This is a genomic window from Anaerocolumna sp. AGMB13025, from assembly GCF_029689925.1.
Taxonomy (GTDB): domain Bacteria; phylum Bacillota; class Clostridia; order Lachnospirales; family Lachnospiraceae; genus Anaerocolumna.
Map to the genome: position 1 here is coordinate 3,377,588 of NZ_CP121445.1, position 16,129 is coordinate 3,393,716.

The 16,129-nt window shown below is 34.3% G+C and carries 10 protein-coding genes; 7 read left to right on the forward strand and 3 right to left on the reverse strand.

Annotated features, from left to right (window positions below):
• Nucleotides 1-125: 125 nt before the first annotated feature.
• The 4 genes from QA584_RS13770 to QA584_RS13785 all read left to right on the forward strand — a co-directional run bounded on the left by QA584_RS13770 (nt 126) and on the right by QA584_RS13785 (nt 4,410).
• Nucleotides 126-494, forward strand: a complete 369-nt coding sequence (locus QA584_RS13770) for a LysM peptidoglycan-binding domain-containing protein (protein ID WP_278275067.1) — start codon at nt 126-128, stop codon at nt 492-494.
• 622 nt (nt 495-1,116) lie between these two features.
• Nucleotides 1,117-1,905 (forward strand): GNAT family N-acetyltransferase, encoded by a 789-nt coding sequence (locus QA584_RS13775; protein WP_278275068.1) that lies wholly within the window; start codon nt 1,117-1,119, stop codon nt 1,903-1,905.
• A gap of 257 nt (nt 1,906-2,162) precedes the next feature.
• Nucleotides 2,163-2,861 carry a PIG-L deacetylase family protein gene (locus QA584_RS13780; protein WP_278275069.1) on the forward strand — a complete coding sequence of 233 codons (699 nt, stop codon included), beginning with the start codon at nt 2,163-2,165 and terminating at the stop codon, nt 2,859-2,861.
• A 115-nt stretch (nt 2,862-2,976) separates the two neighbouring features.
• Nucleotides 2,977-4,410, forward strand: coding sequence for a hypothetical protein (locus tag QA584_RS13785; RefSeq protein WP_278275070.1), 1,434 nt, complete (start codon nt 2,977-2,979; stop codon nt 4,408-4,410).
• A gap of 269 nt (nt 4,411-4,679) precedes the next feature.
• Here the strand turns inward: QA584_RS13785 and QA584_RS13790 are convergent, their stop codons facing one another.
• Nucleotides 4,680-5,624, reverse strand: coding sequence for a S8 family peptidase (locus QA584_RS13790; RefSeq protein WP_278275071.1), 945 nt, complete (start codon nt 5,622-5,624; stop codon nt 4,680-4,682).
• A 483-nt stretch (nt 5,625-6,107) separates the two neighbouring features.
• On the opposite strand from QA584_RS13790, the gene QA584_RS13795 reads away from it, so the two are divergent.
• The gene (locus QA584_RS13795) at nt 6,108-6,986 is read left to right on the forward strand and encodes an aminoglycoside 6-adenylyltransferase (RefSeq protein WP_278275072.1); all 879 of its coding nucleotides are present in this window, start codon (nt 6,108-6,110) and stop codon (nt 6,984-6,986) included.
• A gap of 440 nt (nt 6,987-7,426) precedes the next feature.
• Here the strand turns inward: QA584_RS13795 and QA584_RS13800 are convergent, their stop codons facing one another.
• Together QA584_RS13800 and QA584_RS13805 are read right to left on the reverse strand one after the other, a co-directional pair.
• Nucleotides 7,427-7,783, reverse strand: coding sequence for a hypothetical protein (locus QA584_RS13800; protein ID WP_278275073.1), 357 nt, complete (start codon nt 7,781-7,783; stop codon nt 7,427-7,429).
• A 216-nt stretch (nt 7,784-7,999) separates the two neighbouring features.
• Nucleotides 8,000-9,049, reverse strand: a complete 1,050-nt coding sequence (locus QA584_RS13805) for a tyrosine-type recombinase/integrase (protein WP_278275074.1) — start codon at nt 9,047-9,049, stop codon at nt 8,000-8,002.
• Between the two features lie 517 nt (nt 9,050-9,566).
• Here QA584_RS13805 and QA584_RS13810 point away from each other — a divergent pair.
• Nucleotides 9,567-12,176, forward strand: coding sequence for an N-acetylmuramoyl-L-alanine amidase (locus QA584_RS13810; protein ID WP_278275075.1), 2,610 nt, complete (start codon nt 9,567-9,569; stop codon nt 12,174-12,176).
• Between the two features lie 259 nt (nt 12,177-12,435).
• Nucleotides 12,436-14,811 carry a glycoside hydrolase family 10 protein gene (locus tag QA584_RS13815; protein ID WP_278275076.1) on the forward strand — a complete coding sequence of 792 codons (2,376 nt, stop codon included), beginning with the start codon at nt 12,436-12,438 and terminating at the stop codon, nt 14,809-14,811.
• Nucleotides 14,812-16,129 lie beyond the last annotated feature (1,318 nt).

A 16,129-nucleotide genomic window follows, 5' to 3' on the forward strand; every position in this document is an offset into this window, starting at 1 on the left:
TTTTGGTATTGACAAACAAATGTTTGCTCTGTATAATTACAGGTAAGGAAACAAGTGTTCGCAACGTGTGTTCGTATTAACGAATTCACCGTCTGCCATATGAGATAATTTAAGGAGGTATTTATATGTATCACAGAACTTATTTTAGCATAAGGAAAACAAATGTTATTACAATGAAATTTATATCTTTTTTTGAAAAAAGACGATATGCAATAATTATAGGTTTACTTTTATTAATTACTATAATATTCTCCTTAAGTATCATAACAACCAGCGTTACAGCAGAGAAATCTGTTACAAGAGAGAAGACCGTGACTAGTGTTAAGATTGAGAAGGGGGATTCCCTTTGGAGTATCGCAAATCTATATATTACCGATGAGTATAAGGATATGAATACTTATATTAAAGAGATTATGGATAGTAATGGATTAACTTCCGATGTCTTATATGAAGGCAGTTATATAATTGTTCCGTATTATACGGCGAAGCGTTAATTTGTAGATACCCGATTTGATAACGTGACCAAAATTAACTTGGACAGATTATAGAATAAATTTTACGCCTGTCTTTTATTTTTATACATATAACAGTTACAGCAGTATAATCATATACGGTATATCATTTGCGTTTAGGAGTGGTATATCGTATTTATTTGTTTTATAGTTATTATATTAATAGTTATATTGTTACTTCTTTAGCTATTAGTTTTCTATCTACAAACTCAAGTATCATAATCACATTATTTTAGTTTTAAATAAAAGCATTAATATACAGCATTATATCTGGATTATTTATAGCATTGGTACAATATGATTCCAAAGTTCTAACACTCTCAGCTATCAGTTTCTAATAACACATGTACAAAAACCGGATGCCTGTGTTATACTATTATCAGGAAAAATGTGGTTATTGTAATCGTACTGTCAATCAACGGATCAAAGACCACTTGTTTCTTTCTTACCTGATTATTACATAATCTGCACATTAGACCGAGATTGCCGTCTGTACTTGAGCTCTTTCAGACTGGTGTAGCTCAATGAAAAGATTATTTAAGTAATTTAAGTCTTAAGATTTATATATGAAAGTAGTTAGAATAAGTAATGCGGAGGATATGGTTTGGTAGAAGTTAAAAAAAATGACAGATATAAAATAGGACATTTCTTTAAAAACATGAACGATATGACGATTTTATCCTGCCTGCAGGGGCATATGGGCCGGGCATGGACTGATAATCTAGAAACCCCATCTTGTGCACTGATTCAGGAAGGAACCTTTTGCTTTCTGGCAGGTGAAAAGAATTCCCTTAATACAGATATAATTTCTCAAATACTAACACTAACTGATCTAGATCTTACCTTTGTGATTACAGGGCAGGATAATTATGGTGAACTGATAATGAAGTATTACGGTGATGACTGCAAAAAAATAATACGCTACCGGATTAAAAAGAAACAGGAAGAGTTTGACCTTAATCAACTTAAGTCAATTGTAAGCCGTCTGCCGGTTGAATATACCTTATCACCAATTAATGAAAAATGGTACGAAGAAGCACTTGGTGAAACCTGGTCCGAAGATTTCGTGTCCAACTTTTCATCGAAGGAAGATTATCTTCAAAGAGGTATCGGATGGGTTATTACCTATAAGGATAAAATTATCAGCGGAGCCTCTTCTTACAGTGTATACGATACCGGTATCGAAATTGAGATAGCTACCAGGGAGGAATACCGCCGTCAAGGTTTAGCGCAGATTGTGGGGGCAGCCTTGATCCTTGCCTGCCGAGAACGAGGTCTGTACCCAAGCTGGGATGCTGCGAATATGATTTCGGTCCAGATTGCACAGAAGCTGGGTTATGAATATGATGCACCTTATGATGCATATATGATAAGACGAAAACCAACAGAATAGGTTTTTACAAGCAAATCAAAGTAAAGAAAAAGGAAATCACTATTACAAGCAGGGATAAAATATAGCTATTACTGCACAATACTACCGTAGGTTAAACCAGCCTACGGTAGTATTGTGCAGTTTTTTTAGGAAATCAGGAACTTATTGCTTTGTCCCCTCATATGATAATTATTGAATTTTAATGGGAAAATTCCAATATGAAAATTCAACTAAACATATAGGAAAATGGATGCAGTTAAATAAGAGAGGATTAAGAAATGATCTATTTGGTAGTTGTTGCACATCCAGATGATGAAGTTTTAGGGGCAGGTGCAACCCTATATAAACTTGCAAAAGAAGGACATAAGATAAATGTCTGTATCTTATCCGGTATTGTAAGAGCAAGAGAGAATAATCCAGAGATCAAAGAATTAAAAGATAATATAATTAGTTCTTCTAAAATACTAGGGATTAAAAAAGTAATGATAGGGGATTTTCCAAATATCGAATTTAATACGGTGCCCCATATTAAACTAGTTCAGATGATCGAAAATATAATCAACATTACCCAGGCGGAAATAATAATCACCCATCATCCTTCCGACTTAGATATCGATCACTTACATACCTCCCTTGCCTGTCAGGCTGCTGTGAGATTAGTTCAGCACAGAGATAACGTTACACCGATAAAGGAAGTTCTCTTTATGGAAGTTCCTGCATCTACTGATTGGGGACTGAATAGAGCTATAAACCAATTTAACCCCAATACATTTATGGAAGTAGGTGAGGAAAGTGTTAATAAAAAGATTGAAGCGCTGGAAAAATACCAGGGTGTAATCCAGGATTATCCACATCCTAGAAGTGCTAAAGCAATAATTGGTCTTGCAACCTACCGTGGCTCTCAGGCAGGTATGGTTTATGCTGAAGCATTTGAATGTGCTTACAGACGAAGAGAATTTGAAGACATACCAAATTGATTAATAGCAAAAACACCTCAGCTGTCCTAATGTCCTTAAGCCTAAAAAAGAACGGTAATAGTTAAAAATACAGAAAAGACAGAACTATCTATAAAATGGAAGGCATGGTGTTTGTATGAAAATATTATTATTAACCGACGAAGTCTGGAACGATAAAAAGTATACCGATCATATACTCTCAAACTGGTTTGATGGTTCTGAGGTTGGGCTTGCCAATCTTTATCTGACACCTGGTATTCCCGACAATAAATGCTGCAGCCGATACTTTCAGATAACTGGTAAAATGATGGCGAAAAGTCTGATTACCGGGAAAAAAGCCGGTATAAACTTTAATGTGAATCCTGAAATACCAGAAACCCCAAAAGCCCCGGGAAGTCCAGACGTTCCAGAAAATCCGGAAAGTCCAGAAAAACCAATTGTTCCAGAAAATCCGGAAAGAGATCCAGAAATTCCTAACGTTCCGCCAATTCCAGGTATGCCAGAACTCCCTAAATTAAAATTACCGGAAGATGCCGGACAGTTATATGAGTTTTTTAAATCCCTTGCAGCTGATTCTATAGAGTTATTAAAAGATTTTATATGGTCTATCGGAAATATCAATATGGATGAATTAAAAAAGTTTCTGGATGAATTTAACCCGGACATTATATTCAGTATAAGACCAGCATCTGCAAAAATGCTTCGTTTTGAAAAAGTACTGGTGAAGTTCACAAACAAACCACTGGCTGTATTTTCCGATGAGGATGAATTTATAACAAAACAAGCGAAAGTGTCGCCTGCTTACTGGTTAAGGTATATAAAATTAAATAAGAAGTTTAAAAGCAATCTGCCCATTTACCATAAATATTATACCCTCTCGCCGAAACAAGCGGAATTGTATAAAAACCAATGTAGACTGGATACGGATGTACTGACAAAATGCGGAGAGTTTAGCGATTATTTTAAACTAAAAGAAGTGCACTACCCGGTCAGAATAGTATATGCCGGATTGCTAACCCCTGATCTTAATAATACTTTGCAAAGATTAAAAAAGGCACTGGAAAAGATTAATATAAGGCGGTTGAGAATGACTTTGGAAATTTATCCTGTAAATAAGATTACTAAACATCAGAAAAACCAGTTAGAGGATGGTGTCCAAACTTTTGTCAAATCAAAAATACTCCCTCAAGAGTTAAAAGAAGTGTATAAAAAAGCAGATATTGCACTTTTTATGGAGTCCCTCGAAGGAAAGAACAAGGCTGCAGCAAAATATTCATATCCCGCTGAAATGATAGACTGTTTAGCCAGCTCCTCATGTATCTTACTCCTGTCTCCAAAGGAAAATGCCGGCTTTGAGTATATGAAAGAACAGGATGCTGCTATTTGTGTAAGTGATCCACGGAAAATCTATTCCGCCCTAAAACAATTATTCCTTCATCATGAAAAATTATATGAATATCAGAAAAAAGCCTGGGACTGTGGTATTACGAATCACGACAAGTCAATAGTACAGCAAAAAATATATCAGGATTTTGCCAATATTATAGTAGGTGCTTCGGATAAAGAATAATCTTAAAAAGAACTGATTGATTCTAGGAAATATCAATCAGTTCTTTTTAAATTATGGGATTGTTATTAAATATTCCGGATGAAGTAGCATAAAAATATTTTCTTTTTCTAATATAACGAAACAAATATAGAATAGATATTTTAAAAATTGAAACGATTTAAAGTCTGTTCTTAAATCTGATTTAAGAATGAATATCAAATTAATTACAATCAAATTTTTAACTTGATTTATATAAACTAATTTATTTTTAGTTTGAAAATCTATTAAGTTTACATCTTGCTTAAGTCAAGCATTCCATTGCCTTCACTCCGTTTATCAAGACCAAGAGTTGTAGTCCGTTTAATTAACTGTGCATAAATTTCTGCTTCTGTCAAAGTTCTGCCGAATTCAGCTTCACACATATTAATAATTAATGCTGCTGCACCGGAAACATGAGGTGTTGCCATAGAAGTACCGCTGAGTTTTGCATATTTACCATCTAGATAGGTCGATACAATTTCATTGCCAGGGGCAACTAAATCGACATTATTATTGGAGTTACTGTATTTTGTAATCCTCTTTAGAAAATCTATAGCACCTACCGATACGGCTTCATTATAAGCCGCCGGGTAATTGAGTTCGTCTGTTTTATAGTTGTTATCTCCGTTATTACCGGAGGCACAAACTACAAGAATATTATTGGCAACTGCACGGTTAACAGCGTCATGTAGTTTGGGTATATCCGTGGTTCCTCCAAGCGACATGGATATGATCCTGACCTTTTCACCTTTTGGACCTCTCCATTTTACAGCATAATTAATTGCATCAATAATACTTTGATAATTACCATCTCCCGATTTACCAAGAACTTTTAATACAAGGAGTTTGGCAAGGGGTGCAACCCCCATTACTCCCGAGTTGTTTTGAGCGGCAGCAATAATACCGGATACATGTGTCCCATGTCCATTATTATCGTTAAAATTATTCGGATCACCATTATAATCTTTGGTAAAATTCCTTCCGCCGATAATCTGATCTTTTAGATCAGGATGATCTACCTGACAGCCTGTATCGATTACGGCAATAACGACGCCATCACCCTTATTACTTTTATCCCAAATAAGTGGTGCCTGAATCATCTGTACCCCCTGAGGGATTTCATTAATATTCTGTATAATTTCTTTTATTGTAAAAGGAACTAAATGAATTCTTTTTTTTTGACTTGATTTGCGCATATCAACTTTCCTTCCCGAATTATTCTGTCCGGACTGCCTTTTTTGTTCCCTGTCCTTTTCATAATTCTAAAATGAAATTCTTAGTGATAAGAAATCACTTACTATAGTATATTAATAGCTGTCGAAAAAGGTTTCATTTTATAATAATATTTTACCGGAAAATGAAAATATTTGTGGATTAAGGGCAGATTATAATTTTTATTATCAGAAATCAAAACGTAGTCTATTGATTTATAGACCATTGATTTATAGACCATGGGTATATAGGCTATAAATAATAGGTTATAAATTAAAGGTTATGAACTATAGGGCAATGTTTTTATTTGAATCGTATATAATAATGGTGATATATGGAGTATAATACAGATATAAGATTGATATAAGATTGAATTACAAGTATGAACATGATTACGAATGCCTAAAAAGAGTCATAGAAATATGTCAAATGGTTAGAAATAAAATTTTAAAATTTAAGTGAGGTAAATGATGCGTTCAGAAAATGAAATGATGAAATTAATATTAAGTACCGCCAAATCTGATGAGCGGATTAAAGCAGTACTTCTGTCTGGCTCCCGTGCTAATCCGGAAGCCCCCAAAGATATCTTTCAGGATTATGATATTACTTATTTTGTTACCGATACCATGCCATTTTATAATAATACAGTCTGGATCGAAGAAAAATTCGGGAAACCTGCAAATTTGCAATTACCTGAATTGATGACACATCCCTTGCTTCCTCCAGACGGAGATGGGCATTTTACCTATTTAATGCTATTTGAAGATGGTAATCGAATTGATTTGAGCATAGTATCGGCACCTTATATTGATGATGGTGAGCCTGTAGCTGTACTGCTTGATAAAGGAGGATTCTTACCCATAATCATACCAGATTATAAGTATTGGCATATCAAACCGCCAGTTGAAAGTTTTTACATAGATGCCTGTAACGAATTTTGGTGGTGCTTAAACAATGTAGCAAAAGGAATTGCCCGAGATGAACTTCCCTATGCCATGGACATGTTTAACCATCCTGTAAGGGATATGCTCAATCAAATGGTGGAATGGTGGATTGGCATAAACACAGATTTTTCTGTCTCTTCGGGTAAGAAGGGCAAGTATTATAAAAAATACCTGCCTCATTTTCTCTATGATATGTATGTTAAAACATACTCAGACAGCGATTATAATAATCTTTGGAATTCAGTTTTCACAGCCTGTGAACTTTTTCGTATACTGGCAGACAAAGTAGCCGAACACTTTGGTTACAGATATAATTCGACGGAAGAGGATAATATGAGGAAATACTTAAACAACGTTAGGAAGCATTGTACCAATGTATCAGTTATGTACCCCATTTTATAATTTGTGGGACAAACCCTGTGTTGGAAAAACCTTTGTAGGGTGTACATAATTGCACGAATACAACAGTGACCATGAATGCCTTGTAAACACTAACAAAATGATAATGTACATAAATATATAAATGTACATTATCATTACATGTACATTATTAAGTACATATTTTGTACATAATAAGCAGGGAATGAATAGGCTATTTTAAGTTCTATTTTATACATGAAGCGGAACATCTGTTTTGTAAATATCATCTTTATCAAAATACAGCTGTATAATCACCTTTTCCACCATTATCATACATCTTAAGAAAACGAAAACATATTCGGAAAGCGAATTACTTTCTTCATTGACTTCAAATATAATCAACTACAACAGTTCTTATTTTGTTTAATATTTTATAGATGCACTAAATACTTCATTATATAAAGATGGAACAAATTAAAAAATTATTCTTCTTCCAAATCTATATCCCGTTCTGTTTGTTCACTAATTTCCTGCATTGTATTTAACCAATTATCTAGAAATTCCAAAGTCCATAATTTCCCATAAATATCATATATATTAAGTTGTGCCCCTTCAGCTATTAATTGAGATATGAGGTGACGAAACACTAATTTTCGATCTATCCCCTGTAAATCTTCAAGAACATCATAATAATGTAAATCAAAACTTATGGCATATGAATTATTTTCTATATTATTTTTTATTTGGGCAACTGAAATGGTTGGGTCAAACTTTCTTATCAGCGATATATATTTTGCTATTTTTGCATCTTTTTTTAATTTCAATTGAATTAATTGCATATGAATAGTTTCCTTTCACATCCCAGTTTCTTTTATTATTCATCTGAATGTTTTTCTTCATATTATATCTGTGCAGAGCCTTACTTCCAATTTGTATTTTGTACATTTTTTTATTTAATATAAATTTATTCAACACCAGTTTTAAATGAATTATGTACATTATTTACTTTTTTTACTCAGGGGGCACTGGGGAGGGGTTAATTTAAAGTGGGGGTATTACTTTTCCCTTAATTTCACCTTATTAGCAGCACTCCTCCGTCTGGAATCCTCAATGGCAGCATAGTGTTTCTTCGTTGTATTAACATCCTTGTGACCCAGAACATCGGTCACCAGGTAGATGTCGCCGGTTTCCCGGTAAAGACTAGTACCATAGGTACTCCTTAGCTTATGAGGGGTGATTTTTTTGAGTCTTGTAACCAGACCGGCGTACTTTTTAACCAGATTTTCGACTGCTTTTACACTGATTCGTTTCTTTTGCATGGATAAAAATAAAGCTTCCTCGCTATCGGTGGCAGGAATTATATCTTCCCGCTCCATTAGATAGTTCTCTACCGCCTCCCTGACTTCTTCGCCGAAATAGATAATGGATTCATACCCGCCTTTGCGTCTTATCTTAATCCCGTCATTATTAAAATCAACATCATTCAGATCCAGCCCCACGCATTCACTGACACGGATTCCAGTTCCCAGTAAGAGAGTAATGATAGCCAGATCCCTAACCTTTGTTATATCATGATATTTTTGCTGGGATTTGGTCATATTTTCACCGGTTTCCACCTGATCTAACATTCTGGCGACTTCGTCGATTTCAAGCCGTATTATTTCTTTTTGATGGAGCTTTGGGATATCAACGAGGGCAGCAGGATTAAACTGAATCATTTCCTTTTTAAAATAATAATTATAAAAACTTCGCAAAGAAATCAGTTTTCGCTTTTTTCCATTTTCCTGATTTATGTGTTCCATATCATCCTTTTTATAATAGGAGAGGTATTCAAGGTATTCTTCAATATCAATTGGCTTTATCTGATCCAGTATATCGACTTTTAAATCTCTTATCGGTGTATTCTTAAAAGAAGGATTCGTATTTCTTAAAAATTGAAAGAAGACCCGTAAGTCATATGCATAAGCGATTCTGGTAAGTGAAGAAGTAGTAGGCTCAATCCCACGGAAAAAATCACCGCAGAAACGGGGAAGTTCCGCTATAATATCCCTCAGCCGTTTGGTATTCTCTATATTCTTTTTGTCATGATAGTTATGTTCAGCCATTGCGATCATCCTTTCTCTGGTTTCATAATTATGACAATTATAACATAAATTAATAAAACTGACCAGATAATTGAAAAATAACAATAAAATGACATAGTTTTAACACTATTTAACAGTAATATAAGGTTTGTATTAGGTGTAATAGTAATTATGAACAAAAAAACGATGTACAATTTATGGAATTACTGATGGGAGGTGTGAACGCGCAATATTGGATACAAAAGAGAAGAAAAATAATTATTTAGTAAATACGAAAGAAGAAACTGGTAATTGAATGCATAAAAAAAACCACATCTGCTATCAGCAGCTGTGTAATTTTATGAGCAAAAATTGGAAATATCAAGATGTAATACCTGTTATTTTATTAACAGTGTATTATCCCGTAACTTATTAATTCATGAAGCGGATAGCATGATATTATATACATTATTTATGGTAAACCTTATGTTGGTATACCAATCAGTCTGATTTTATGCTATTACAACGTAATGATAAAATACAAAAGGATGATTTTTATATGTTTAGGAAATGCAACAATATTAAATATTTGCTGTTTTTAGCAATTATACTGGTAATGCTGCCTGCTACAAGTGCTTTTGCTGCAGCCAAGCTTAATTTATATTATTATGGGACGAAGCAAACTGTAGCCTATACCGGCCAGCAGGTTAAATATACCTATAATGGAACTGCTATCAAGATGGGAAACACTCCCGGTATTATCGTAGATGGAACTTCACTGGCGCCTTTTAATGATGTATTTGTAAAGTCAGCCATAAAATTGAGCTATAAGTATAATGAAGCTAAAGGTGTACTGACGTTATCCCAAAACGGTACTACTTTAACCTTAACTGCAAACAGTAAAAAGGCTATCTTAAACGGTAAAACTGTTAACTTAACCTTAGCTCCCATGAAAGTAAAATTTAAGGATCAAAATGTCACTAAATTTTTAGTACCGGCAAGATATGTTGCCGAAACCTTTGGTTATAAATATGACTGGAACAGTTCGGCTTCAACGGCCGCCATAACATCACCAATGTATCTGAATTATAATAACAAAGACGTTGCCTATAACGGGACTTTGGGTAAAGTAACAGTTGATGGTGATTCGATCAGTTTAGGAACTATGCCTAGCATTATTGTAGATAATACTGCTTTGCTTCAGGCCTGGAAAGTATTCTCTGACTCCTCTATTGGTGCTGGTTATAGTTATAACAGCAGTACAAAAGTTCTTAGCTTAAGTCTTAATAGTACCTCTGTTAAGCTGACCATGGGTAGTAAGACAGCAATCGTTAACGGTAAATCCAGAACAATGGATACAGCTCCCTTATACGTAATGAATAAAGCTGCAAAAAAAGCTTACGTCATGGTACCGGGTAGTTTTGTTGCTTCCTTTTTAGGTTATGATTATTCCTGGAATTCCGCTACAAAGACCTCAGTAATAACCACAAGACCACCGGATAATGAGAATAATAATGACGATGAAGATGGTCCTGAATTAGGCGGAGATCCGATTCCTGATAATGTTTCCTTAAACTGGGGTGTCAGCTCATCCTTTACGGATGATTTTAACAAAGTAAGCAGTCTGACTGGCAAGACGGAAGTTTCGGAAGATAATGCCACAGCTGCTAACATCTACTCCATTCAGAAGGACTCCTCAGATACAAATACTTACGAGGTATATTCCATACATTCCACCTCACCATTTAGTAAATCAACACTAACGTTACAGAATCAGCTGTTGAATTTACACATCAATAATTCCTACGGCAATACGGATACCTATAATTATAACAGTAAATTAACAGGTACGATAACAGCTTCTGCCGATTATACAAATCTGGCTACCGATATCTCCTTTGCTTTATTAGGTACGGATACCGCCTATGATTTGTCCCTGTCCGATGATAAATGCACCTTATATGTTACTTTATATAATAATTATATAACGAACGTTGAAGCAGGTATCCAGTCAGGCAGTGAATATGTTAAAATAACCGGTCTGAAACCACTAAAAATTGAACTGTCCGAAAGCGGGAATTTCATAACACTTCAGATGCCTAATACAGTTAATAGTGTAGGAGAAAATTACTTAAATACCGCACTAAATTCCCTGGTATCTGTACAGAGCACTTCTCTAACAGGTAATACCAATATTATCATAGAAAGAGCCAATTTGGCTGAGTATACCGTTACCCAGACAGGCAATACTTATCTCATTACTTTTAATAATAATTCGGAAACTGTCTCCGACTATTCGTTAAAGATTAAATTGCCGACTGAGGTATTTTATTCTGAAGTAACCAATGAAGACCGTTATTATAAGAATCAGATTATTATCAGAATACCTGGTGATTACAGAGATTTCTATAACAGCAATCCAATCACGACATCCAATAGTGTCGTAAAAGACATTTCTCTTGGTTATAAAAATTCAATGACAGAAATAACATTAAGTACGACGAAACTTCAAGGATATAAATTAAATGACCTAAACGGTGTAATTGGAGTAGTGCTTGGTAATCCAAGAGATATCTACAAGAATATTGTTGTTCTGGATGCCGGACATGGCGGAACCGATCCTGGTGCTATGCGTAAACTAAACGGCGTTACCATCAATGAAAAAGATGTTAACTTCAAGATTATGTACCAGCTGACACAGAAATACTTTAATGCAGAAGGTTCTGAAATAAAAGCTTATTATTCTAGATATGATGATACGAAAGTTGATTTATATGAAAGAGCGGCTTTTGCTAAAAAAGTCGGAGCAGATATCTTTGTAAGCCTGCATATGAATGCGAATAACAGTTCTTCTCCAAAAGGTACAGAGATTTATTACACAGGCTCCAATAAAGCCACTACTGCAAATGGACTAAACAGTAAAATCCTTGCGAATATGTTCCTTAATTCACTGCCTTATATGGTTGGAACAGATAAGAGATATATTAGTGATCAAAGTCTCGCAGTATGCCGTGCAAATACAGTGCCTGCAGTTTTAATCGAACTTGGATTTATGTCTAATCAAAGTGATCTTGCCTTAATGGCAAATCCTGATTTTCAGGAACGATCAGCACAAGCAATTTATGACACATTATGTGATGTGTTCAGTGCTTATCCAACCGGAAGATAAGTATAGGTAAAGCCTGTCGCTAACTTTAAAGCAATTACTAGCAGCTTTAAGGTTTGGTACGGCAGGCTTTTCAATAAGCAATTGTAAGAACATGACATTTCCTAAATCATGTTACTACTTAAATCAACGCTTTTAAATAATATTTTTTAGGTTTATTTTATGAATGTTTTATCAATATCATAATTTTAAGGAGCGGATTGATAGGATGAGAGGAGCTATAAGGGTAAGTTATAAAAGCCTCAGAAAGGATATAAAACAAATGATAAATAAAAGTAAATTGCATTGGGTATCCGGCTTTCTGACCCTCTTATTGGTGAGTGTATTCTTTGCCGGATCAATGAAAGCACAGGCAGCGCAAGATAAAACAGCTCCGGTTATCACAATAAAAGCAGATAACCAGAACGCCACCAATAAAGCGGTAAAACTGGACGTAAAAGTAACGGATGCCTCAGGAATTAAAAGTCTGAAATGGGATTTAGGCAGTCAAAAGGCTGATTATTTTAAAAAATCCGGTAAAGTCATTAAGTTGAACTCCAAAAATACATATAGTGTAACGATATCAGGAAGCGGCACCTATTCCTTTTATGCGGCAGATAACGCTGGGAATGTAGCAGTAAAGAAATTTACCATATCCAATATTGATACTGCAAAACCTGCTTTAAAGATAACAAAGAACCTTCAGGCAGTAACCGCCGGTAACCTAAGTTTATCCTTTACTATCGGTGACAAGGGTTTGGGGGTAAAAAGTTTAAGATATCTGACTGGTACTAAAACAGCATCAGATTTTACCGAAGCTGCCAAAAGTATTCCCTTAACAAAAACTGCTGTTACCAACGATATTTATAATTACATGTACAGCGGCAAGTTAACGGTTAAAGCCAACAATACCTTTACCTTCTTATTGGAAGATATAGCAAGCAATACCGTGTTAAAAACAATTACTGTAGCTAATATTGATAAGACCCCTCCAGTAACCGCTTATGCTCTTAGTACCACCCAACCTACAAAGGATCCGGTTACGATTAGTTTATCCATTTCAGATGCTTTGGCAGGGGTAAAAGAAGTATCTTATCTTGCTGGTGTGAATACTGCAGAGGATTTTGCTAATGCGGATAACAGCCAGCAGCCCATACCGGTAACCCTGGACAGCAAAGGCAGAGGAGGTTTAACCGTCAGCAAAAATAATACCTATACTGTTTTAGCCACAGATAAAGTTGGAAATCAGGCGCTGTTTCTAATTGAAGTATCTAACATAGATACTACAAAACCAACATTATCCTTAAATTACTCTGTCATGAATCAGAAAGCTACTATTACATACAAAGCAGCAGATACTGCTTCCGGTATTGCAAGCATTAAATATATAAAAGGAAAAATAACGGATACTGCCTCTGAAAAGTGGAGTACTGCAAAAGATGTCACCAAGGATGGAAAAATCAGTGTCACTGCCTCCGGTGATTATAGTGTACTGGCAACTGATACAGCCGGTAATGTTACCGCTCAGGTAATCAATATACAACTGGAATTCAAGGCGGTATGGATTTCTTATCTGGAATTTATGAATTATGGCAAGAACGGATTTACGGAAAAGAGTTTTCAAACTACTATAGATACTATGTTTGATAACGTAGTTAAAATGAATATGAATGCCGTTGTTGTACAGATAAGACCATTTGGCGATGCTATGTATGATTCACAATATTTTCCTTGGTCAAAATATATTTCCGGTACCCAAGGTAAGGACCCGGGCTTTGATCCCTTGACTTATATGGTTGATGCAGCCCATAAAAGAGGCCTTCAATTTCATGCCTGGCTGAATCCATACCGTGTAACAACAGCTAGTACGGATTATTCCAAGCTTTCAAAAGATAACCCTGCCAGAGTATGGTATGAAGATAAGGATAAAACCAATGACCGCAATGTATTGTCTTATGGCGGAAATCTGTATTATAACCCAGCGGTCAAAGAAGTACAGACAATGATTACTAACGGGGTAAAAGAAATTGTTGAGAATTATGATGTAGATGGCATCCATTTTGATGATTATTTTTATCCCTCCCTGGGAAGTAATTATGCCAATAATTTTGATTCTGTGGAGTACAAAACTTACGCGGCAGAATGTAAAACCGCTAAAAAGTCAGCTTTATCCATTGCTGACTGGAGAAGGAACAATGTAAATACCTTGGTTAAGAATATATACGCTTCGATCAAAGGAATTGATTCCTCCGTTCAGTTTGGTATAAGTCCGGGTGGTTTTTATGACTCCTTAACCAGCAACCTGGGTTATTATGTTGATTATAAGACTTGGTTATCTTCTAGTAATTATATTGATTATATCTGCCCTCAGATTTACTGGACATTTTCCAACAAAAGTTACCCTTATGATAAAACTTTGGATAAATGGTTATCTTTTAGAACCAGTCCAACGGTAAAAGTATATGTGGGTATTGCAACTTATAGAGCAGGTTCGACCTTGGAACCTGATTGGAAAAATAACGTCAATGAGTTAAAGGAACAGGTGGAATACGGAAGAAATACCGGTAAGGTTGATGGATTTATCTTTTTCCGTTATGATTTCTTTAATAATAAAACCACGAAACCAGGCGTAGATAAATTATTGGCAATTTTGAAATAATAGTATGAAATACAAATTCTGGTATGTGATTGATTGAATTAAGACAATTAATATACTGATTACTATTAATTCGTAAAGAGATTGGATCTATTGAGGTGATAGCCAGAATAGATGCATTGGACTTGTATCATTACTGGAAGAGTTCGCAATTATCAAGGCAACATAATAATATTATGTAAACATCAATTTGTATAATATCACATAAATACATGGTACTATGATAAATTATAACTATTACATATGATTTCATTGTAAACTTATAATTTATGTAATTGTAGTATCATGTATTTATTTTTTTAATTGAACCATTTCTTAATAAAATTCTTCTAACTCTGTTGAATTTAAGGAACAGTAAACAGTACGAAATTTTAGGAAAGGAGACGCACAAGGGTTGTTAACAATTAAATCCTACCGTACAGGTGTTAACTAATTAAAATCCTATCGTATAGTAGTCACTGCAATCAATGGAACAACTTGGATCTGCCTGTAGCTAATGTTGAAGCAGACAAGAGTTTTTAAAAAGTCAAGGATTGCGAAGCAGTATAACCATTATTATTAAATCTCTTTTTAAAAAAATCTAAGTAAGGTCAGAGAAATAAACCCTAAGGTCTTTCTTTATATGATTATTAAAACTAAATACAGGTAATCATTGTATTGCTGTCAGAATTTTTCAAAGATAAAATAGCAAAATATGATAATATAATAGCAATTTATGGAAAGTCAGAATTGCAACTATGATATATAATAAAGATGAAAATAAGCCGAAAGATATTCACTAGTTATTTTTAAAAACAATATTTAACACAAAAAAATATTTATCCTTTTGGTGAATTTATAACATACAAATATATTTAATGCATTTAAACTGAGGCTTTATTTATTTATTCATGCAGTATTTATCATATATGTAGTTCTTGTTATTTATAAAATGATAAATATATTTTAACTAATAATTGTTTTAGAAACAGGAAACTAAAAAAAAATTTCAAGACCCATATTCTTACTAGTCATTGCTTTTTGACTAATATTCTTACTAGTTAATCGACGCAGTTTAACTATTTTCTAGTTCTGGTTATTATCGCAAAATTTATATATTGGGCTAAAATTCAAATCACAAATAACTCTTTTATGCAAAAATCAAAACATTAAAACTTAATATTGAGTGTAATTCAAATCATAAACCCATTGACTAAATTTCAACCGCCAAAAACCATTTTATAATTTCTCGCATCAAACCTTCTTAATAAGATGGGTAAAAACTAAATTTATTTACTACACACATTTTCACTACACTTACAATTTTTACTACATTTTACAT